17 protein-coding genes are annotated in these 22,006 nt (G+C 71.1%); 2 read left to right on the plus strand and 15 right to left on the minus strand.

Going from position 1 to position 22,006, the window contains the following annotated elements:
* Positions 1 to 130 precede the first annotated feature (130 nt).
* Together fahA and OG899_RS10960 are read left to right on the plus strand one after the other, a co-directional pair.
* Positions 131 to 1,342: a fumarylacetoacetase gene (gene fahA / locus OG899_RS10955; protein WP_168131540.1), complete on the plus strand. Its 1,212-nt coding sequence runs from the start codon at positions 131 to 133 to the stop codon at positions 1,340 to 1,342.
* Between the two features lie 310 nt (positions 1,343 to 1,652).
* On the plus strand, positions 1,653 to 2,591 hold the full coding sequence (locus OG899_RS10960) for a M56 family metallopeptidase (RefSeq protein ID WP_125496944.1): 939 nt from the start codon (positions 1,653 to 1,655) through the stop codon (positions 2,589 to 2,591).
* A 95-nt stretch (positions 2,592 to 2,686) separates the two neighbouring features.
* On the opposite strand, the gene recQ is transcribed toward OG899_RS10960, so the two are convergent.
* The 15 genes from recQ to OG899_RS11035 form a co-directional block, all read right to left on the minus strand.
* Positions 2,687 to 4,714, minus strand: coding sequence for a DNA helicase RecQ (gene recQ, locus OG899_RS10965; RefSeq protein WP_229814198.1), 2,028 nt, complete (start codon positions 4,712 to 4,714; stop codon positions 2,687 to 2,689).
* A gap of 350 nt (positions 4,715 to 5,064) precedes the next feature.
* Entirely contained in the window at positions 5,065 to 6,714 is a 1,650-nt protein-coding gene (gene nuoN, locus OG899_RS10970; RefSeq protein ID WP_125496946.1) for an NADH-quinone oxidoreductase subunit NuoN, read from the minus strand.
* The gene (locus tag OG899_RS10975) at positions 6,711 to 8,324 is read right to left on the minus strand and encodes an NADH-quinone oxidoreductase subunit M (RefSeq protein ID WP_125496947.1); all 1,614 of its coding nucleotides are present in this window, start codon (positions 8,322 to 8,324) and stop codon (positions 6,711 to 6,713) included. Before OG899_RS10975 ends, nuoN begins: the two co-directional genes overlap by 4 nt.
* A gap of 5 nt (positions 8,325 to 8,329) precedes the next feature.
* The gene (nuoL, locus tag OG899_RS10980; RefSeq protein ID WP_125496948.1) at positions 8,330 to 10,228 is read right to left on the minus strand and encodes an NADH-quinone oxidoreductase subunit L; all 1,899 of its coding nucleotides are present in this window, start codon (positions 10,226 to 10,228) and stop codon (positions 8,330 to 8,332) included.
* A gap of 15 nt (positions 10,229 to 10,243) precedes the next feature.
* Complete coding sequence (gene nuoK, locus OG899_RS10985; protein ID WP_125496949.1) at positions 10,244 to 10,543, minus strand: NADH-quinone oxidoreductase subunit NuoK; 300 nt, start codon at positions 10,541 to 10,543, stop codon at positions 10,244 to 10,246.
* Entirely contained in the window at positions 10,540 to 11,379 is an 840-nt protein-coding gene (locus OG899_RS10990) for an NADH-quinone oxidoreductase subunit J (protein WP_125496950.1), read from the minus strand. Before OG899_RS10990 ends, nuoK begins: the two co-directional genes overlap by 4 nt.
* On the minus strand, positions 11,376 to 12,017 hold the full coding sequence (gene nuoI, locus OG899_RS10995) for an NADH-quinone oxidoreductase subunit NuoI (RefSeq protein WP_189428151.1): 642 nt from the start codon (positions 12,015 to 12,017) through the stop codon (positions 11,376 to 11,378). The genes OG899_RS10990 and nuoI overlap by 4 nt, the downstream gene beginning before the upstream one ends.
* On the minus strand, positions 12,010 to 13,374 hold the full coding sequence (nuoH, locus tag OG899_RS11000; protein WP_125496952.1) for an NADH-quinone oxidoreductase subunit NuoH: 1,365 nt from the start codon (positions 13,372 to 13,374) through the stop codon (positions 12,010 to 12,012). Before nuoH ends, nuoI begins: the two co-directional genes overlap by 8 nt.
* Entirely contained in the window at positions 13,371 to 15,875 is a 2,505-nt protein-coding gene (locus OG899_RS11005) for an NADH-quinone oxidoreductase subunit G (RefSeq protein WP_189428152.1), read from the minus strand. Before OG899_RS11005 ends, nuoH begins: the two co-directional genes overlap by 4 nt.
* Complete coding sequence (gene nuoF, locus OG899_RS11010; protein ID WP_125496954.1) at positions 15,872 to 17,224, minus strand: NADH-quinone oxidoreductase subunit NuoF; 1,353 nt, start codon at positions 17,222 to 17,224, stop codon at positions 15,872 to 15,874. The genes OG899_RS11005 and nuoF overlap by 4 nt, the downstream gene beginning before the upstream one ends.
* On the minus strand, positions 17,221 to 18,138 hold the full coding sequence (gene nuoE / locus OG899_RS11015) for an NADH-quinone oxidoreductase subunit NuoE (protein ID WP_168131535.1): 918 nt from the start codon (positions 18,136 to 18,138) through the stop codon (positions 17,221 to 17,223). The genes nuoF and nuoE overlap by 4 nt, the downstream gene beginning before the upstream one ends.
* Positions 18,135 to 19,466 carry an NADH-quinone oxidoreductase subunit D gene (locus OG899_RS11020; RefSeq protein ID WP_168131534.1) on the minus strand — a complete coding sequence of 444 codons (1,332 nt, stop codon included), beginning with the start codon at positions 19,464 to 19,466 and terminating at the stop codon, positions 18,135 to 18,137. Before OG899_RS11020 ends, nuoE begins: the two co-directional genes overlap by 4 nt.
* Positions 19,463 to 20,245, minus strand: a complete 783-nt coding sequence (locus tag OG899_RS11025) for an NADH-quinone oxidoreductase subunit C (protein WP_125496957.1) — start codon at positions 20,243 to 20,245, stop codon at positions 19,463 to 19,465. Before OG899_RS11025 ends, OG899_RS11020 begins: the two co-directional genes overlap by 4 nt.
* The gene (locus tag OG899_RS11030; protein WP_125496958.1) at positions 20,242 to 20,796 is read right to left on the minus strand and encodes an NADH-quinone oxidoreductase subunit B family protein; all 555 of its coding nucleotides are present in this window, start codon (positions 20,794 to 20,796) and stop codon (positions 20,242 to 20,244) included. Before OG899_RS11030 ends, OG899_RS11025 begins: the two co-directional genes overlap by 4 nt.
* 13 nt (positions 20,797 to 20,809) lie before the next feature.
* A complete protein-coding gene (locus tag OG899_RS11035) occupies positions 20,810 to 21,169 on the minus strand; it encodes an NADH-quinone oxidoreductase subunit A (protein ID WP_125496959.1) in 360 nt (119 codons plus the stop codon).
* Positions 21,170 to 22,006: the final 837 nt, after the last annotated feature.

Consider the following 22,006-nt stretch of genomic DNA (forward strand, 5'->3'; position numbering starts at 1 on the left):
TCGTGGGGTTCGCGCCGGTCAGGAAGATCGACCGGTGCCGTGCCGGACGATGACCGGGCCCGGGAACCGGGCATGATCCCCACGACACCCTCCAGGAACGCACGGCACACGACTCGGAAGGCAGTACCCCATGACCCCCTTCGAGGTCCCCGAGGGCGATCCCTTCGGTCCGCACAACCTTCCCTACGGCGTGTTCTCCCCGGCCGGATCCGACCACCGGACCGTGGGCGTCCGGCTCGGCGATCATGTCCTGGACGCGGGCGCCGCGGCCCACGCGCTCGGCTCCCCGTACGCCGCCCTGCTCGCCCGGCCGACCCTGAACCCGCTGCTCGCCGCCGGCCGCACCGCCTGGTCGGACGTCAGGCGCGCCCTGACCGCCTGGGTGACGGTGCCCTCCCACCAGGAGACCGTGGCACCGTTCCTGCATCCGCTGTCCTCGGTGACCCTGCATCTGCCGTTCGAGGTCGCGGACTACGTCGACTTCTACGCCTCCGAGCACCACGCCCGCAACGTCGGGCAGATCTTCCGCCCGGACGCCGCGGACTCCCTCACCCCCAACTGGAAGCATCTGCCGATCGGTTACCACGGCCGGGCCGGGACCGTGGTGGTCTCCGGAACGGACGTGGTCCGGCCCTCGGGACAGCGCCGGGTGCCCGGCGAGGACGCGCCGGTGTTCGGGCCGTCGGTGCGCCTGGACATCGAGGCCGAGGTCGGCTTCGTGGTGGGCGTGCCCTCGCGGCTCGGGCGGCCGGTGCCGATGACGGACTTCCGGGAGCACGTCTTCGGTCTGTGCCTGCTCAACGACTGGTCGGCGCGCGACATCCAGGCCTGGGAGTACGTCCCCCTCGGGCCCTTCCTCGGCAAGTCCTTCGCCACCTCCGTCTCGGCGTGGATCACTCCCCTGGACGCGTTGGAGGAGGCGCGGGTGCGGCCGCCCGAGCGCACCCACCCGCTGCTGCCGTACCTGGACGACTCCGAGGAGGAACCCGGCGGCTACGACCTCAGGATCTCCGTCGCCGTCAACGGGCACGTGGTGTCCGAACCACCGTTCTCCACCATGTACTGGACCGCCGCCCAGCAGCTGGCCCATCTGACGGTCAACGGCGCCGCTCTGCGCACCGGCGACCTGTACGCCTCGGGCACGGTGAGCGGCCCCGAGCCGGGCCAGCGCGGCTCGCTGCTGGAACTCACCTGGAACGGCCGCGACCCGCTGGAACTTCCCGAGGGCAAGCGGACGTTCCTGGAGGACGGAGACGTGGTGACCCTGTCGGCCTGGGCTCCGGGCCCGCACGGGACCCGGGTGGGCCTGGGCGAGGTGACCGGACGGATCGTGGCCGGCTGAGCCACCGGCCGTCCGGGCACGGGACCGTTCGGGCGCGGTGCTGCCGGTCCACCGGTGTCGGTGGGCTGCCGGTGGCGGCGGGCCGCCGGTGCCGACGGGCTTGTGGTGGCGGCCGGGTGCGGGTGCCGGTGGTGCGGGCCGGGTGTCGCGCGGCAACCGGTCGCCGCCGGGCGCTGACGTGAGGCGTCCACCGCCGTCATACTGAGGCTGGCCGTGTGCGCGGACCGTCCGCCGGGCGCCGCACGGCCCGCCGCACCACCGCACGACCCGACACCCGCCGACCTCCGATCAGGATCCCGGAGTCCGTGGCATGACCGTCTGTCTGCTCCTGCTCTGTGCCGTCGCGCTGACGGCCGCCCTGCCGGTGCCCCGCGCTCTGACCCGGGCGGCCTGGCCCGAACGGGAGCCCGTGGTCGCGCTGTGGGTGTGGCAGTGCCTGGTCGCCACCGTTCTGCTCTGCTTCCTGGCCGCCCTGGTGCTGGGCGCCGCCGCCCTCTTCGGCACCGTCCGCGACCGGGTGTTCGCCCCGGCACCGGAGGCCGTGGCCGCCGCCTACGACCTGTCGGCCACGCCCGCCTGGGCCGCCGTGCTCACCCTGCTGCTGGCCCTCGGCGCCGCCTGGACCACGGCGATGCTCGCCCGCGAGCTGGCCGACGCCCGCCGGCGCCGTCTGCTGGCCCGCGCGCATCTGCGCGAGCGCGCCCCCGAGCTGCCGGCCGGTCTTCCCGCCGCCCGCGGGCCGCTGCTGGTGCTGGAGGACGAGTACCCGGACGCCTGGTGGATGCCCGGCCACCCGCCGCAGCTCATCGTCACCACCGGCGCCCTGCACCGTCTGACCGGGCATCAGCTGGAGGCGGTGCTCGCCCATGAGCGCGGGCACGCCCGCGCACGCCACGACTGGCTGCTGCACCTGTCGACGGCGCTGGCGACCGGCTTCCCGCACATTCCGCTGTTCGCGCACTTCTGCGAACAGACCCGCCGCCTGGTCGAGCTGGCCGCGGACGACACCGCCTCCCGCCGCCACGGTCACCTCACCACGGCGCTGGCCCTCATCGAGCTGAACCAGCACCGCGGTGTGCTGTCCTGCGCCAACAGCCGTCGTCTGCTCGGCGAGCGCGTCGACCGCCTGCTGGAGCCCCCACCCCGGCTGGCCCGCCGGCGCCGTGCCCTGACCACGGCCGCGGCGGCCCTGGTCCCGCTGGTGCCGCTGCTGATCACCTTCGCACCGGGGCTGTCGGCACTGACCTGAGCGGCCCGGCCGGGCGGAGGCCGGCCCCGTGCGCCGACGGACGGCCGACGACGCACGCCGCGGTCACCCCGGTGGGCCGGTGACGCGCGGCCCGTTCACCACCGGTCGGCTGGTTCCGGCTCGGCGTCGTACCCGGGGTCGGTGGCGCACCCGAGGTCATCGCCGCGCCCAGGGTCCGAGGCGTACGGCTCGGCGTCCGCTGCGGGGCCGTCCCCGAGGTCCGGCTGCGCACCGGGCGCCCCGTCCAGGGAGGCCAGCACCGCCAGCACCCCCTCCCCATAGGTCGCGAGCTTCTTCTCGCCGACCCCGCTGACCGAGCCCAGCTGGGCCAGGGAGGCCGGGCGGGCCGTGACGATCTCGCGGAGTGTGGCGTCGTGGAAGATGACGTAGGCCGGGACGCCCTGCTCCCGGGCCCGCTCGGCACGCCAGGCGCGCAGCGCCTCGAACGCGGGCATCAGCTCCTCGGGCAGCTCGGCCGCCGCGGCCCTGGGCCTGGACCGCCCCGGCGCGGAGGACGCGGAGGATCCCGCGCGGGAGGCCGCGTGCCGCTTGGGGTCCTTGCGCAGCGGCACCGTCCGCTCGCCGCGGAGCACCGAGGCGCTGGCCTCGGTCAGCACCAGGGTGCCGTACTCGCCCTCCACCCCGATGAGGCCCTGCGCCAGCAGCTGCCGTACGACGGCGCGCCACTCGCCCTCGGTCAGCTCCTGGCCCTTGCCGAACACCGACAGCTGGTCGTGGTCGAACTGGATGACCTTGCCGGTGCGCCGGCCGAGCAGGATGTCGATGATCTGTCCCGCACCGAACTTCTGTCCGCGCTCACGCTGCAGCCGCACCACCGTCGACAGCACCTTCTGGGCTGCGACGGTGCCGTCCCAGGTCTCGGGCGGGGTCAGGCAGGTGTCGCAGTTGCCGCAGCCGGCCGGGTCCGGTTCCTGGCCGAAGTAGGCGAGAAGACGACCGCGGCGGCACTGCGCGGTCTCGCACAGCGCGAGCATCGCGTCCAGGTGGGCGGCCGCCCGGCGGCGGAACGCCTCGTCGCCGCCGCCCGACTGGATGAGTTTGCGCTGCTGGACGACGTCGTTGAGGCCGTAGGCCATCCAGGCCGTCGACGGCAGGCCGTCCCGGCCGGCGCGGCCGGTCTCCTGGTAGTAGCCCTCGACCGACTTGGGCAGGTCCAGGTGGGCGACGAAGCGCACATCGGGCTTGTCGATGCCCATGCCGAAGGCGATGGTGGCGACGACGACCAGGCCGTCCTCGCGCAGGAAGCGGGACTGGTGCGCGGCGCGGGTGGCCGCGTCCAGGCCCGCGTGGTAGGGCACCGCCTCGATGCCGTTGCGGGTCAGGAACTCCGCGGTCCGCTCCACCGAGCTGCGGGACAGGCAGTAGACGATGCCCGCGTCCCCCGGGTGCTCCTCGCGCAGGAAGGCCAGCAGCTGCTTCTTCGGGTCGGCCTTGGGCACGATCCGGTACTGGATGTTGGGCCGGTCGAAGCTCGCCACGAAGTGACGGGCGTCCGGCATGTTCAACCGCCGGGTGATCTCCTGGTGGGTGGCGGGGGTGGCGGTCGCGGTCAGCGCGATCCGCGGCACGTCCGGCCAGCGCTCGCCCAGCAGGGACAGGGCGAGATAGTCCGGGCGGAAGTCGTGACCCCACTGGGAGACGCAGTGCGCCTCGTCGATGGCGAAGACGGAGATCTTGCCCCGGGAGAGCAAGTCGAGCGTGGCCTCCAGCCGCAGCCGCTCCGGCGCCAGGTAGAGCAGGTCCAGCTCGCCCGCGAGGAACTCGGCCTCGACGACGCGGCGCTCGTCGAAGTCCTGGGTGGAGTTGATGAAGCCGGCGCGCACGCCGAGCGCGCGCAGGGCGTCCACCTGGTCCTGCATCAGCGCGATCAGCGGTGAGACCACGACGCCGGTGCCGGGCCGGACCAGGGCGGGGATCTGGTAGCACAGCGACTTGCCGCCGCCGGTGGGCATGAGGACCACGGCGTCGCCGCCGGCCACCACATGCTCGATGACCGCTCCCTGCTCGCCCCGGAAGGCCTCGTACCCGAAGACCCGTCGCAGCGTGGCCAGCGCCTCGCTGTCCGTCACTGGCATGTCGGTGACACCGCCCGTCCCGCCCATCGTCTCGTCCCCCGTGCGTCTGCTTCGACCATTTCCTCCACGATAGGGGGCTCCGCCGACAGCCCCGGAGTTGTCCACAGGCCGGGACGCAGGCACCGCCGGCAGGGACCACCGGCAGGCACCGCTCCGGCCCCGCGCCATGGACGCAGCGGTCGCTCACCCGCCCGCCGCACCGAGCGACAGTGACCACCGGGAACGCAGGAACGCAAGGATGCGGGAATGCGGGAGCACGGGAGCACGGCGAAACACGGAAGCACGGAAACGCGGAAACGGGGAAACGCGGAAACGCGTCTGCCCGGCACCCCCGCTCGCAGGGTGCCGGGCAGACGCGTGCCGCGCGGTCGGCGGGCTCAGCGGACGAAGACCGCGGCCTGGTCCGCCAGGTCGAGGAAGTACTGCGGGGCCACACCGAGGGCGATGGTGACCGCCACACCGACGCCGATCGCGGTCACGGTCAGCGGTGAGGGCACCGCCACCGTCGGGCCCTCCGGCCGCGGCTCGTTGAAGAACATCAGGACGATGACGCGGATGTAGAAGAAGGCCGCGACCGCCGAGGCGAGCACACCGACGACGACCAGCGGGGCCGCGCCGCCCTCCGCCGCCGCCTTGAACACGGCGAACTTTCCGGCGAAGCCGCTGGTCAGCGGGATGCCGGCGAAGGCCAGCAGGAACACCGCGAAGACCGCGGCCACCAGCGGCGAGCGCCGGCCGAGACCGGCCCACCGCGACAGGTGCGTCGCCTCGCCGCCCGCGTCGCGCACCAGCGTGACCACGGCGAAGGCGCCGATCGTCACGAAGGAGTACGCGGCCAGGTAGAACAGGACGGAGGAGACGCCGTCCTTCGAGGTGGCGATCACACCGGCGAGGATGAAGCCCGCGTGGGCGATCGACGAGTACGCCAGCAGACGCTTGATGTCGGTCTGGGTGATCGCGACGATCGCACCGACCACCATGGTCAGGATCGCCACGCCCCACATCACCGGCCGCCAGTCCCAGCGCAGGCCCGGCAGCACCACGTAGAGCAGCCGCAGCAGCGCACCGAACGCGGCCACCTTGGTCGCCGCCGCCATGAAGCCGGTCACCGGGGTCGGGGCGCCCTGGTAGACGTCGGGCGTCCACATGTGGAACGGCACCGCGCCCACCTTGAACAGCAGCCCCATCACCACCATGGCGGCGCCGATCAGCAGCAGCACGTCGTTGCCCATGGTGTTGGCCAGCGCCGGGTCGACGGTGCTCACCTTGCCCTCGACGACCTGCGCGATCGTGCCGTACGAGACCGAGCCGGCGTACCCGTACAGCAGCGCGATGCCGAACAGGGTGAACGCGGAGGCGAACGCGCCGAGCAGGAAGTACTTCACCGCGGCCTCCTGCGACATCAGCCGCCGACGGCGCGCCAGCGCGCACAGCAGGTACAGCGGCAGCGAGAAGACCTCCAGGGCCACGAACAGGGTCAGCAGGTCGTTCGCCGAGGTGAACACGAGCATGCCCGCGACGGCGAAGAGCAGCAGCGGGAAAACCTCGGTGGTGGTGAAGCCGGCGCGCACCGCGGCCTTCTCGCTGTCGCTGCCGGGCACGGCGGAGGCCTGCGCGGCGAAGGAGTCGACGCGGTTGCCGTGCGCGGCCGGGTCCAGGCGCCGCTCGGCGAAGGTGAACAGGCCGACCAGGCCGGCCAGCAGAATGGTGCCCTGCAGGAACAGTGCGGGGCCGTCGACGGCGACCGCGCCCATCGCGGCGACATGCGCCCGGGTGGTGCCGTACCCGCCCGCGGCGAGGGCGACGACCGCCGCGAACGCGGCGCACAGGGCCACCACGGAGACGAACACCTGCGCGTAGTACCGGGACTTGCGCGGGACGAACGCCTCGACCAGCACCCCGACGAGCGCGGCGCCCGCGACGATCAGGGTGGGCGCCAGCTGCCCGTATTCGATCTTCGGCGCCTCGATCTTCGCGATCGGGTCGGCCACGGTTGTCCACAGGCTGTGGACGGCTGCTGTGCTCACTTGGCCGCCTCCACCTCGGGCCGGGGATCGGTCGTGTGTACGTCGGACAGGGTCTGCTTGACCGCCGGGTTGACGATGTCCGCCACGGGCTTGGGATAGACGCCCAGGAAGACCAGCAGCACGATCAGCGGGGTCACCACCACCAGCTCACGGACCCTCAGGTCCGGCATCGCCGAGACCTCCGGCTTGACCGGGCCGGTCATCGTCCGCTGGTAGAGGACCAGCGTGTACAGCGCGGCCAGGACGATGCCCAGGGTGGCGAGGACACCGATCACGGGGTGGCGGGTGAACGTGCCGACCAGGACCAGGAATTCGCTGACGAACGGCGCCAGTCCGGGCAGCGACAGCGTCGCCAGACCGCCGATCAGGAAGGTGCCGGCGAGCACCGGTGCGACCTTCTGCACGCCGCCGAAGTCGGCGATGAGCCGCGAGCCGCGCCGGGAGATCAGGAAGCCGGCGACCAGCAGCAGCGCGGCCGTGGAGATGCCGTGGTTGACCATGTACAGCGTCGCACCGGACTGGCCCTGGCTGGTCATGGCGAAGATGCCCAGGATGATGAAGCCGAAGTGGGAGATCGACGCGTACGCCACCAGACGCTTGATGTCCCGCTGGGCCACCGCGAGCAGCGCGCCGTACAGGATGCTGATCAGGGCCAGCACGAGAATCACGGGCGTGGCCCAGCGGCTGGCCTCCGGGAAGAGCTGGAGGCAGAAGCGCAGCATCGCGAAGGTGCCCACCTTGTCCACGACCGCGGTGATGAGCACGGCGACCGGGGCGGTGGCCTCACCCATGGCGCCCGGCAGCCAGGTGTGCAGCGGCCACAGCGGGGCCTTCACCGCGAAGGCGAGGAAGAAGCCGAGGAACAGCCACCGCTCGGTGCTGGTCGCCATGGTCAGGGAGCCGTCGGCACGGGCCCGGGCGATCTCCGTCAGCGAGAAGGACCCGGCGACCACGTACAGGCCGATGACCGCGGCCAGCATGATCAGACCGCCGGCCAGGTTGTACAGCAGGAACTTCACCGCCGCGTACGACCGCTGGGCCGACGCCTTCTCCTCGCCGTGCTCGTGGGCCCGGTCTCCGAAGCCGCCGATGAGGAAGTACATCGGGATGAGCATGGCCTCGAAGAAGATGTAGAAGAGGAAGACGTCGGTGGCCTCGAAGGAGATGATCACCATCGCCTCGACGGCCAGGATCAGTGCGAAGAAGCCCTGAGTGGGCCGCCAATGGTAAGGGCGGCCGGTCTCCTTGGGGCCTCCCCTGCTCGAACGGAGTTGAGAGCTCGGAGAAGGGTCGGCGTCGTGCCAGCCGGCCAGGATCACGAACGGGATCAACAGGGCGGTCAGGCCGATCAGCGCCACCCCGATGCCGTCCACGCCCAGCTGGTAGCGCACCCCGAAGGCGGAGATCCACGCGTGGGACTCGGTGAGCTGGTAGCGGGCGCCGTCCGGGTCGTACCGCACCGCCACCGCGACGGCCAGGACGAACGTCGCGAGCGAGACCAGCAGGGCCAGCCACTTGGCGACCGTGCGCCGAGCGGCCGGGACGGCGGCCGTGGCGACGGCCCCGACGGCCGGCAGCACCGCCGTCGTTGTCAGCAGAGGAAAGGACATCGGTATCAGACCGCCCTCATCAGCAGGGTCGCGGCGATCAGGAGCGCCGCACCGCCGAACATCGAGACCGCGTAGGAGCGGGCGAAGCCGTTCTGCACCCGGCGCAGCCGCGCGGACAGGCCGCCCATCGCGGCCGCCGTGCCGCCCACCGCGCCGTCGACCAGGTGGTGGTCGACGTACACCAGGGAGCGGGTCAGGTGTTCACCGCCGCGGACCAGGACGACGTGGTTGAAGTCGTCCTGGAGCAGGTCGCGCCGGGCGGCCCGGGTGAGCAGCGACCCGCGCGGGGCGACGGCCGGGACCGGCTTGCGGCCGTACTGGGCCCAGGCGACGGCCACCCCGATCACCAGGCACACCAGGGTCGCCGCGGTGACCGTGGCCGCGCCGACCGGCGGGTGGCCCTCGCTGTGCCCGGTGACCGGCTCCAGCCAGTGCAGGAAGCGGTCGCCGACGGAGAAGAACGCACCGCCGAACACCGAGCCCACGGCCAGCACGATCATGGGGATCGTCATGACCTTCGGGGACTCGTGCGGGTGCGGGGTGCCCTCCGGGGTCGTGCGGTGGCGCCAGCGTTCCTCGCCGAAGAACGTCATCAGCATCACCCGCGTCATGTAGAACGCGGTGATCGCGGCACCCAGCAGGGCCGCGCCGCCGAGGATCCAGCCCTCGGTGCCGCCCTTGGCGAAGGCCGCCTCGATGATCTTGTCCTTGGAGAAGAAGCCGGACAGACCCGGGAAGCCGATGATCGCGAGGTAGCCGAGGCCGAAGGTGACGAAGGTGACCGGCATGTACTTGCGCAGGCCGCCGTAGGCGCGCATGTCGACCTCGTCGTTCATGCCGTGCATCACCGAGCCCGCGCCGAGGAAGAGCCCGGCCTTGAAGAAGCCGTGGGTCACCAGGTGCATGATCGCGAAGGCGTAGCCGATCGGGCCGAGGCCGGCGGCCAGCACCATGTAGCCGATCTGCGACATGGTCGACCCGGCCAGCGCCTTCTTGATGTCGTCCTTGGCGCAACCGACGATCGCACCGAACAGCAGGGTGACCGCGCCGACCACGGTGACGGCCAGCTGCGCGTCGGGGGCGGCGTCGAAGAGGGCGCCGGAGCGGACGATGAGATAGACGCCCGCGGTCACCATGGTGGCGGCGTGGATGAGGGCCGACACCGGGGTCGGGCCCTCCATGGCGTCGCCGAGCCAGGACTGCAGCGGCACCTGGGCCGACTTGCCGCACGCGGCGAGCAGCAGCATCAGCCCGATCGCGGTGAGCCTGCCCTCGGAGGTGTCCCCGACCTGGTCGAGGACCGGCCCGAAGGCGAAGGTGCCGAAGGTGGTGAACATCAGCATGATCGCGATCGACAGGCCGACGTCGCCCACGCGGTTGACCAGGAAGGCCTTCTTCGCCGCGGTGGCCGCGCTGGGCTTGTGCTGCCAGAAGCCGATCAGCAGGTACGAGGCCAGGCCGACGCCCTCCCAGCCGACGTACAGCAGCAGGTAGTTGTCGGCGAGGACGAGCAGCAGCATCGCCGCGAGGAAGAGATTGAGGTAGCCGAAGAAACGGCGGCGACGCTCGTCGTGCTCCATGTAGCCGACGGAGTACAGGTGGATCAGCGAGCCGACGCCGGTGATCAGCAGCACGAACGTCATGGACAGCTGGTCCAGGCGGAAGGTGACGTCCGCCTGGAAGCCGGCCACCGGGATCCAGCTGAACAGGTGCTGGGTGACGGTGCGGTCGTCGGCGCCCCGGCCCAGCAGACCGGCGAAGAGCACCAGGCCGATGACGAAGGAGACCGCGGCGAGCAGGGTGCCCAGCCAGTGGCCGACGGCGTCGAGCCGGCGGCCGCCGACGAGAAGGACGGCCGCTCCGAGCAGAGGCGCCGCGATCAGCAGCGCAATCAGGTTCTCCACGATTCTTCCGACCCCTTACAGCTTCATCAGGCTGGCGTCGTCGACCGAGGCCGAGTGACGGGTACGGAACAGCGACACGATGATCGCGAGCCCGACCACGACCTCCGCCGCGGCGACGACCATCGTGAAGAAGGCGATGATCTGGCCGTCGAGGTTGCCGTGCATCCGGGAGAAGGCGACGAACGCGAGGTTGCAGGCGTTGAGCATCAGCTCGATGCACATGAAGAGCACGATGGCGTTGCGCCGGATGAGCACACCGGTGGCGCCGATCGTGAACAACACGGCGGCGAGATACAGGTAGTTGACGGGGTTCACTGCGACGCCTCCTCGGTCCGCTTGAAGGTCGCCGGGATCTGGGGGCGCTCCAGGCGCTCGGCGGCGCGCCGCTCCAGGGCCTTCAGGTCGCTCAGCGCCTCGGCCGAGACGTCCCGGATCTGGCCGCGTTCGCGCAGGGTCCGGTTGACGGTCAGCTCGGACGGGGTGCCGTCGGGCAGCAGGCCCGCGATGTCGACGGCGTTGTGCCGGGCGTACACACCGGGGGCGGGCAGCGGCGGCACATAGGTGCCCTCGCGCACGCGCCGCTCGGACAGCTCGCGCTGGGTCCTGGCCCGCTCGGTGCGCTCGCGGTGGGTGAGGACCATGGCGCCGACGGCCGCCGTGATGAGCAGGGCGCCGGTGAGTTCGAAGGCGTAGACGTACTTGGTGAAGATGACGGACGCCAGCCCGGCGACGTTGCCGTTCGCGTTGGCCCGGCCGGTGCCGGCGAAGTCCTTCAGGGAGGCGTTGGCGATGCCCGCGAGCAGCAGGACGCCGAAGCCCAGACCGCACAGCGCGGCCAGCCAGCGCTGGCCCTTGATGGTCTCCTTCAGCGAGTCCGCCGCGGTGACACCGACGAGCATCACCACGAACAGGAACAGCATCATGATCGCGCCGGTGTAGACGACGATCTGCACGATGCCGAGGAAGTACGCGCCGTTGGCGAGGTAGAACACCGCCAGCACGATCATGGTGCCCGCCAGGCTCAGCGCTGCGTGCACGGCCTTCTTCAGGAAGACGGTGCACAGGGCGCCGATCACCGCGATGGTGCCCAGGATCCAGAACTGGACGGCCTCCCCGGTGGACGTGGTGTAGGCGGCGAGCTGTGCGGTCATCGGCTGATCACCTTCTTCGGCGCCTGCTCGTGACCGTCGGCGGCGGACGCCTCCTCGGGCGGCACCTCGCCCTGGGAGACGGCGACCTGACGCACCGTCCCCGGGGCGGCCTCGGTCACCAGGCCCCGGTAGTAGTCCTGCTCGTCGGTGCCCGGGTACATGGCGTGGGGCGTGTCGACCATGCCCTCCTCCAGGCCTGCGAGCAGCTGCTCCTTGGTGTAGATGAGGTTCGCGCGGCTGGTGTCGGCCAGCTCGTACTCGTTGGTCATGGTCAGCGCGCGCGTGGGGCAGGCCTCGATGCACAGGCCGCACAGGATGCAGCGGGCGTAGTTGATCTGGTAGACGCGGCCGTAGCGCTCGCCCGGGGAGTAGCGCTCCTCGTCGGTGTTGTCGGCGCCCTCGACATAGATGGCGTCGGCGGGGCAGGCCCAGGCGCACAGTTCGCAGCCGACGCACTTCTCCAGGCCGTCCGGATGGCGGTTGAGCTGGTGCCGTCCGTGGAAGCGCGGAGCCGTGGGCTTCTTCTGCTCCGGGTACTGCTCGGTCAGCCGCTTCTTGAACATGGCCTTGAAGGTCACGCCGAAGCCGGCCACGGGGTTGAGGAAACCGGGCTTGGTCTCCTTGGGCTCCTCAGCCATCGGACGCCTCCTTTCCCTCCGTAGGTCCGTCGTGGACGGTGTCGGGCCCGCCGCTGACGATCAGCTCGCGGTCGCGGCGGGGACGGCGCCGGGGCACCGGCGGCAGTTCCTGGCCGGGCAGCGGCGGGACGGGGAATCCGCCGGCCATCGGGTCGAAGACGGCGGGCTGGGGGGCGGGCTGCTCGGCCCGCCTGGCCTTCTCGCGGAACAGGTCGGCGACGAAGGAGATGAGCAGCAGCGCCAGGACGGCGCCGACGACATAGAGGGCGATGTCGGTGAAGCCGTAGTTCTCGTTGCGCAGGGTGCGCATGGCGGCGACGAGCATCAGCCAGGTCACGGAGACCGGGATGAGCACCTTCCAGCCGAGCTTCATCAGCTGGTCGTAGCGGACCCGGGGCAGGGTGCCGCGCAGCCAGATGAAGAAGAACAGCAGCAGCTGCACCTTGACGACGAACCAGAGCATCGGCCACCAGCCGTGGTTGGCGCCCTCCCAGAAGGTGCTGATGGGCCACGGGGCCCGCCAGCCGCCGAGGAAGAGGGTGGTGGCCACGGCCGAGACGGTCACCATGTTCACGTACTCGGCGAGCATGAACATCGCGAACTTGATCGACGAGTACTCGGTGTTGAAGCCGCCCACCAGGTCGCCCTCGGACTCGGGCATGTCGAACGGGGCGCGGTTGGTCTCGCCGACCATCGTGACGATGTAGAGCAGGAACGACACCGGCAGCACCACGATGTACCAGCGGTCGTGCTGCTGCTCGACGATCGCCGACGTCGACATCGACCCGGAGTACAGGAACACCGAGGCGAACGCGGCACCCATGGCGATCTCGTAGGAGATCATCTGGGCGCACGAGCGCAGGCCGCCCAGCAGCGGGTAGGTGGAGCCGGAGCTCCAGCCGGCCAGCACGATGCCGTAGATGCCGACCGAGGCGACCGCGAGGATGTACAGCATGGCGATCGGCAGGTCGGTCAGCTGCATCGCGGTGCGCTGGCCGAAGATCGAGATCTCGTTGCCGGCCGGGCCGAAGGGGATCACCGCGATCGCCATGAACGCGGGGACGGCCGCGACGACGGGCGCGAGGACGTAGACCACCTTGTCCGCGCGGCGGACGACGATGTCCTCCTTGAGCATCAGCTTCACGCCGTCGGCCAGCGACTGCAGCAGGCCCCAGGGGCCGTGCCGGTTGGGGCCGATGCGCAGCTGCATCCAGGCGACGACCTTGCGTTCCCAGACGATGGCGAACAGCACGGTCAGCATCAGGAAGGCGAAGCAGAACACCGCCTTGACGACGATCAGCCACCACGGGTCGGTGCCGAACATCGACAGGTTCTCTGCGGCGAGGTACGGGCTCACGCCTCCACCTCCTTCGGGGCCTCGGTGGCGCGGGGCGCCGGGCCGATACGGACCAGAGAGCCGGGCAGCGCGCCGGTGTCGGAGGCGACGCCGGAGCCTGCGGAGTTCAGCGGCAGCCACACGACCCGGTCGGGCATGTCGGTGACCTGAAGCGGGAAGTGCACCGATCCGGCGGGACCGGTCACGGCGACGGTCTCGCCGTCCCGCACGCCCGCCTCGGCGGCCGTGGCGGGCGACAGGCGGGCGCAGGCCGCGTGCCGGGTGCCGGCGAGCGCGTCGTCGCCCTGCTGCAGGACGCCCTGGTCGAGCAGCAGCCGGTGTCCGGCGAGCACGGCCTCGCCGGCGGCCGGCCGGGGCAGGGCGGCGGCGCGCTGCTCGGGGTCGGCGGCGCGCGGCCCGGTCCACACCCCGAGCCGGCCCAGCTCGGCGCGGGCGGTGCGCACGTCCGGCAGGCCCAGGTGGACGTCCATGGCGTCGGCGAGCATCTGCAGCACCCTGAGGTCGGACGGGTTGAGCCGGCGGGTCATCTGGTCCGGTTTCAGCGCGGCCTCGAACGGCCGCAGCCGGCCTTCCCAGTCGAGGAAGCTGCCGGCCTTCTCCGCGACGGCGGCGACGGGCAGCACCACGTCGGCGTGCTCGGTGACCTCGCTGGGCCGCAGCTCCAGCGACACCAGGAAGCCGACCTCCGCCAGGGCGGCCCGGGCCCGTGCCGGGTCGGGCAGGTCGGCGACCTCCACACCGGCCACCAGCAGCGCCTGCAGCTCGCCGGTCGCGGCGGCCTCGAGGATCTGGCCGGTGTCGCGGCCGTAGGCGTGCGGGAGCGCGGCCACGCCCCAGGCGGCGGCGACCTCCTCCCGGGCCCGCGGGTCGGTGGCGGGGCGTCCGCCGGGCAGCAGCGACGGCAGCGCGCCCGCCTCGATCGCGCCGCGTTCGCCGGCCCGGCGCGGGATCCACACCAGCCGTGCGCCGGTCGCGGTCGCGGTCCGCACGGCGGCGGTCAGTCCGCCGGGCACGCCGGCGAGCCGTTCGCCGACCACGATCACGGCGTTCTCCTCGCGCAGCGCGACCGCGGCGCGGGCACCGTCGCCCTCCAGGCCGACGCCGCCGGCCAGGGCGTCCAGCCACTTCGTCTCGGTGCCGGGCGCGGCCGGCAGCAGGATGCCGCCCGCCTTCTGAAGGCCCCGGGTGGCGTGCGTGGCCAGGGCGTAGACCGTCTGGCGGTGTTTGCGCCAGGCCTTGCGCAGCCGCAGGAAGACCGCCGGGGCCTCCTCCTCGGACTCGAATCCGACGAGGAGGACGGCCGGCGCCTGCTCCAGGGCGGTGTAGGTCACGCCGGTGCCGTCGAGGTCGCGGCCGCGGCCGGCCACGCGGGCGGCCAGGAAGTCGGCCTCCTCGCCGCTGTGCGCGCGGGCGCGGAAGTCGATGTCGTTGGTGTCGAGCGCGACCCGGGCGAACTTGCTGTAGGCGTAGGCGTCCTCGACGGTGAGCCGGCCGCCGGTGAGGACGCCGGTGCGGCCTCGGGAGGCGAGCAGGCCCTGGGCGGCGATCTCCAGCGCCTCCGGCCAGGACGCGGGGACGAGGTCGCCCTCGGGATTGCGCACCAGCGGGGTGGTGAGCCGGTCCTTCAGCTCGGCGTAGCGGAAGGCGAACCGCCCCTTGTCGCAGATCCACTCCTCGTTGACCTCGGGGTCGTTGCCGGCGAGCCGCCGCAGCACCTTGCCGCGCCGGTGGTCGGTGCGGGTGGCGCAGCCGCCCGCGCAGTGCTCGCACACCGACGGCGAGGAGACCAGGTCGAAGGGGCGGGAGCGGAAGCGGTAGGCGGCCGAGGTGAGCGCGCCGACCGGGCAGATCTGGATGGTGTTGCCGGAGAAGTACGACTCGAAGGGGTCGCCCTCGCCGGTGCCGACCTGCTGCAGCGCGCCCCGCTCGACCAGGTCGATCATCGGGTCCCCGGCGATCTGCTGGGAGAAGCGGGTGCAGCGGGCGCACAGCACGCACCGCTCCCGGTCCAGCAGCACCTGCGAGGAGATCGGGATCGGCTTCTCGTAGGTGCGCTTTCTTCCCTCGAAGCGGGACTCGGCGTTGCCGTGCGACATGGCCTGGTTCTGCAGCGGGCACTCGCCGCCCTTGTCGCACACCGGGCAGTCCAGCGGGTGGTTGATGAGCAGCAGCTCCATCACACCCTTCTGGGCCTTCTCCGCGACCGGGGAGGTCAGATGGGTCTTGACGACCATGCCGTCGGTGCAGGTGATGGTGCACGAGGCCATGGGTTTGCGCTGGCCCTCGACCTCCACGATGCACTGGCGGCAGGCCCCGGCCGGGTCGAGCAGCGGGTGGTCGCAGAACCGGGGGATCTCGATGCCGAGCTGTTCGGCGGCCCGGATGACCAGGGTGCCCTTGGGCACGCTGATCTGGATGCCGTCGATGGTCAGCGTGACCAGGTCCTCCGGCGGGACGGCCGCCGCGCCGCCCTGGGAGGGGGCGTTGGTGGTCACGGTCATGCGAGCACCTCCGTGTGCTTGTCCGCCCAGGCCGTCGACTTGGCGGGGTCGAAGGGGCAGCCGCGGCCGGTGATGTGCTCCTCGTACTCGGCGCGGAAGTACTTCAGGGAGGAGAAGATCGGCGAGGCGGCGCCGTCGCCGAGGGCGCAGAAGGACTTGCCGTTGATGTTGTCGGCGATGTCCTGCAGCTTGTCGATGTCGGCCTTGCTGCCCCGGCCGGCCTCGATGTCCCGCAGCAGCTGCACCAGCCAGTAGGTGCCTTCGCGGCAGGGGGTGCACTTGCCGCAGGACTCGTGGGCGTAGAACTCCGTCCACCGGGTCACCGCCCGCACCACGCACGTGGTCTCGTCGAAGCACTGCAGCGCCTTGGTGCCGAGCATGGATCCGGCGGCGCCGACGCCCTCGTAGTCCAGCGGGACGTCGAGGTGTTCCTCGGTGAACATCGGGGTGGAGGAGCCGCCGGGCGTCCAGAACTTCAGCCGGTGCCCGGGGCGCATGCCGCCGCTCATGTCGAGCAGCTGGCGCAGGGTGATGCCGAGCGGGGCCTCGTACTGGCCGGGGCGGGCGACATGGCCGGAGAGGGAGTAGAGCGTGAAGCCGGGCGACTTCTCGCTGCCCATCGACCGGAACCATTCCTTGCCGTTGCGCAGGATGGCGGGAACCGAGGCGATGGACTCGACGTTGTTCACCACCGTGGGGCACGCGTACAGGCCGGCGACCGCGGGGAAGGGGGGACGCAGCCGCGGCTGGCCGCGGCGCCCTTCGAGGGAGTCCAGCAGGGCGGTCTCCTCGCCGCAGATGTACGCGCCGGCGCCGGCGTGCACGGTGACGTCGAGGTCCATGCCGCTGCCGAGGACGTTCCGGCCGAGGTAGCCGGCCGCGTAGGCCTCGCGGACGGCGTTGTGCAGCCGCCGCAGCACGGGGACGACCTCGCCGCGCAGGTAGATGAAGGCGTGCGAGGACCTGATGGCGTAGCAGGCGATGACGATGCCCTCGATGAGGGCGTGCGGGTTGGCGAACAGGAGCGGGATGTCCTTGCAGGTGCCGGGCTCCGATTCGTCGGCATTGACCACCAGGTAGTGCGGTTTGCCGTCGCCCTGGGGGATGAACTGCCACTTCATGCCGGTCGGGAAGCCGGCGCCGCCGCGTCCGCGCAGACCGGAGTCCTTGACGTAGGCGATGACGTCGTCGGGCGCCATGGCGAGGGCCTTGCGCAGTCCTTCGTAGCCGTCGTGTTTCCGGTAGACGTCGAGCGTCCAGGACCGGTCCTCGTCCCAGAAGGACGACAGCACCGGGGCGAGCAGCTTCTCCGGGCTGGAGTCCTTCAGTTCGGCTGCCAAGGTCATCACTCCCCCTCCTTCGCGTCGGGTGCGGCCCCGCCGGACGTGCGGGGTGCGTCCCCTTCGTCCCGGACGGCGGGCGACGGGTGGTGCGGGTCGGAGGCCGAGGTGGGCCGCGGGCTGTCGTGGGAGCTGAGGTGCTCCGCGGGCGACGGCTCGTGCACGGTGCCGTGCGGGACGTCGTCCGGGCCGGTCTCGCGGGGGTGGACGACGCGTGCGGGGGCGGTCTGTCCCTTGGCGAGGCGCAGGCCCGCGAGCGAGGCCTCTCCCGCGCTGCCGCCGGCCTCGGTGGCTCCGGGCCGTTCGTCGGGGAAGCCGGCCAGGATCCGGGCCGTCTGCTGGAAGGTGCACAGCGGTGCGCCGCGCGTGGGGGTGACGGTCCGGCCCGCGCGCAGATCGTCGACCAGGCGCTTGGCGCTCTCGGGGGTCTGGTTGTCGAAGAACTCCCAGTTGATCATCACGACCGGCGCGTAGTCGCAGGCCGCGTTGCACTCGATGTGCTCCAGGGTGATCTTTCCGTCGTCGGTGGTCTCGCCGTTGCCGACACCGAGGTGGTCCTGCAGCGCCTCGAAGATCGCGTCTCCGCCCATGACCGCGCACAGCGTGTTGGTGCACACCCCGACCTGGTAGTCGCCGGAGGGTTTGCGCCGGTACATGGTGTAGAAGGTGGCGACCGCGGTGACCTCGGCCGTGGTGAGGCCGAGGACGTCGGCGCAGAACCGGATGCCGGTGCGGGTGACGTGGCCCTCCTCCGACTGCACCAGGTGCAGCAGCGGCAGGAGGGCGGACCGGGAGTCGGGGTAGCGGGCGATGATCTCCCGCGCGTCGGCCTCCAGCCGGGCGCGGACGTCGTCCGGGTAGCCGGGGGCGGGCAGCTCGGGCATGCCCAGGCTGACGGCCCGCTCCGAGGAAGGGGTGGTCACCGGTCGACGCCTCCCATCACGGGGTCGATGGACGCGACGGCGACGATGACGTCGGCGACCTGGCCGCCTTCGCACATCGCCGCCATGGTCTGCAGGTTGGTGAAGGACGGGTCGCGGAAGTGGACCCGGTAGGGGCGGGTGCCGCCGTCGGAGACGACGTGCACGCCGAGTTCTCCCTTGGGCGACTCCACCGCCGTGTACGCCTGTCCCGGCGGGACCCGGAAGCCCTCGGTGACCAGCTTGAAGTGGTGGATCAGGGCCTCCATGGAGGTGCCCATGATCTTCTTGATGTGGTCGAGGGAGTTGCCGAGGCCGTCCGGGCCCAGGGCGAGCTGGGCGGGCCAGGCGATCTTCTTGTCGGCGACCATGACCGGGCCGGGCTGGAGCCGGTCCAGGCACTGTTCGATGATCCGCAGCGACTGGCGCATCTCCTCCAGCCGGATCAGGAACCGGCCGTAGGCGTCGCAGGTGTCGGCGGTGGGGATGTCGAAGTCGTACGTCTCGTACCCGCAGTACGGCTGGGCCTTGCGCAGGTCGTGGGGCAGGCCGGTGGCCCGCAGGATGGGGCCGGTGGCGCCGAGGGCCATGCAGCCGGCCAGGTCGAGGTAGCCGATGTCCTGCATGCGGGCCTTGAAGACGGGGTTCCCGGTGGCGAGCTTGTCGTACTCCGGGAGGTTCTTCTTCATCTTCTTGACGAACTCGCGGATCCGGTCGACCGCGCCGGGCGGCAGATCCTGGGCGAGTCCGCCGGGGCGGATGAAGGCGTGGTTCATCCGCAGCCCGGTGATCAGCTCGTAGAGGTCCAGGATCATCTCCCGGTCCCGGAACCCGTAGATCATGATCGTGGTGGAGCCCAGCTCCATGCCGCCGGTGGCGATGCACACCAGGTGGGAGGAGAGCCGGTTCAGCTCCATCAGCAGCACCCGGACGACCGTGGCGCGCTCGGGGACCTGGTCCTCGATGCCGAGGAGTTTCTCCACGGCGAGGCAGTAGGCGGCCTCGTTGAAGAAGGACGTCAGGTAGTCCATGCGCGTCACGAACGTGGTGCCCTGCGTCCAGGTGCGGTACTCGAGGTTCTTCTCGATGCCGGTGTGCAGATAGCCGATGCCGCAGCGGGCCTCGGTGACCGTCTCCCCCTCGATCTCCAGGATCAGCCGGAGCACCCCGTGGGTGGAGGGGTGCTGCGGGCCCATGTTGACGACGATGCGCTCGTCGTCGGCGCGCGCCGCGGACTGGACGACCTCGTCCCAGTCGCCGCCGGTGACCGTGTAGACGGTGCCTTCGGTGGTTTCGCGCGGGGTCGCGGACGACGGGGTGTGCGTGCTCATGAGTACGACCTCCGCTGGTCCGGAGCCGGGATCTGGGCGCCCTTGTACTCGACGGGGATGCCGCCGAGGGGGTAGTCCTTGCGCTGCGGATGGCCCTGCCAGTCGTCCGGCATCATGATCCGCGTCAGGGCCGGGTGGCCGTCGAAGACGATCCCGAAGAAGTCGTAGGTCTCGCGTTCGTGCCAGTCGCAGGTCGGATACACGGCAAACAGCGACGGGATGTGCGGGTCGCGGTCCGGGACGCTGACCTCCAGCCGGATCAGCCGGTTGTGGGTGATGGAACGCAGGTGGTAGACGGCGTGCAGTTCGCGGCCCTTGTCGTGCGGGTAGTGGACGCCGCTGACGCCGGTGCACAGCTCGAAGCGCAGCGCCGGGTCGTCGCGCAGGGTGCGGGCGACGCGCACGAGGTGTTCGCGTTCGATGTGGAAGGTGATCTCGCCCCGGTCGACGACCGTCTTCTCGATGGCGTTCTCGGGCAGCAGGCCCTGTTCCTCCAGGGCGCCTTCCAGTTCGTCGGCGACCTCGTCGAACCAGCCGCCGTAGGGCCGGCTCGCCGGTCCCGGGAGCCGGATGGAGCGGACCAGGCCGCCGTAGCCGGAGGTGTCGCCGCCGTTGTTGGCGCCGAACATGCCGCGCTGGACGCGGATCTCCTCCCCGCCCTCGCCGCGCCGGCCGGGGAGGTTGGCCGCGGCGAGGTCCTTCTCCGGGTTCACCCCGTTCGCCGCGCCGTTCACGGCGTGGGGCCCGTTCGCCTTGCTGGTGCCGTTGGCGTCGCTCACCGCAGCAGCCCCTTCATCTCGATCGTGGGCAGGGCCTTGAGCGCCGCCTCCTCCGCCTCGCGGGCCGCTTCCTCGGCGTGCACACCGAGCTTGCCGGCGCGGATCTTCTGGTGGAGCTTGAGAATGGCGTCCATCAGCATCTCGGGCCGGGGCGGGCAGCCGGGCAGATAGATATCGACGGGGACGACGTGGTCGACGCCCTGGACGATCGCGTAGTTGTTGAACATGCCGCCCGAGGAGGCGCAGACGCCCATGGAGATCACCCATTTGGGATTGGGCATCTGGTCGTAGACCTGGCGAAGGACCGGCGCCATCTTCTGGCTGACCCGACCCGCCACGATCATCAGGTCGGCCTGCCGGGGCGAGCCCCGGAACACCTCCATGCCGAAACGCGCCAGGTCGTAACGGCCGGCGCCCGTGGTCATCATCTCGATCGCGCAGCAGGCCAGGCCGAAGGTGGCGGGAAAGACGGACGCCTTGCGCACCCAGCCCGCGGCCTGCTCGACGGTGGTCAGCAGAAAACCGCTCGGCAGCTTTTCTTCGAGTCCCATGTCAGTTGGCCCCTCAGTCCCATTCCAGGCCGCCGCGCCGCCAGACGTAGGCGTAGGCGACGAAGACGGTGAGCACGAAGAGCAGCATCTCGACGAGCCCGAACACACCGAGGGCGTCGAAGGTGACGGCCCACGGATAAAGAAAGACGATCTCGATGTCGAAGACGATGAAGAGCATCGCCGTCAGGTAGTACTTGACGGGGAAGCGCCCGCCGCCCGCCGGCGTGGGGGTCGGCTCGATGCCGCACTCGTAGGCCTCGAGCTTGGCGCGGTTGTACCGCTTCGGTCCGATCAGCGTGGCCATGACCACGGAGAAGATCGCAAAGGCTGCCCCGAGGGCTCCCAGTACGAGGATGGGCGCGTACGCGTTCACCGCTCCTCGCTCCTCTCAGTCGGCACTGACTGCTGGCGGTTGCGTGGACTCACGGCCGTCTCATGTGTCCCACCACCCCCGCTTGTCCCGGCGAAGATCGAGAACATGTGAAGCAGGTCACAAGCCCAACTGCAGGGCATCTTATGCCCGACACTCTGTGATCTGCGACACGGGGTATCGCACAAGCTTTGTGATCTTTGCCACCTGACGAACGATCACCAAGGCGGATCAGCGGTGATCTTCGCACGTGAAGCACCCGAGCGATCACTACTGGTCACATTTTACCGCGTCTTTGCCGGTAAAAGGCGGTCTGCATTATCAGATGACTGCCGTCCGGCGCAAAGTGGCGCTGGACGTCAAGACCTTGATATAGGGCTGCTTTTCACACCCGGGGACGAGGACACGGCGCGATGTGGACGTGTTCACACATTCACAAGCGTGCGGGGCGGTGCGGCGGCTCGATCGCTCCGGTCCGCAGGGGCGTTGTCATGGACTGCTTCGGTCCCGGAACCGGCCGCTCCCCGAGGGGCACGGCGACACGGCCCGGGGCGCCGGCGAGCGGGACGCGGGCGCGGGCAGGGGAGACGAAACGGGTGCCGGCGGCCGGTGCCGGACGCTACCGGGCCGTGGACCGCCACCCCGCTGCCGGGACGGTGGCCGCCCACCGCCGAAGACCGCCGACTGAGCGGAAAATCCTTTGACCTTCGGCGAGTTGGGTCCGAAAGTAGCGACCGCACCGCCCGCATCCCTGTCCCGGCCGCTCCCCTGCCGCCCGTCGGACGAACCGCCGCGAGGCCCGTGCCCGTCCCCGCGACGGGCCCGCACCGCGGCCGCGGG

This window comes from Streptomyces thermoviolaceus, from assembly GCF_045209695.1.
Taxonomy (GTDB): Bacteria; Actinomycetota; Actinomycetes; order Streptomycetales; family Streptomycetaceae; genus Streptomyces; species Streptomyces thermoviolaceus.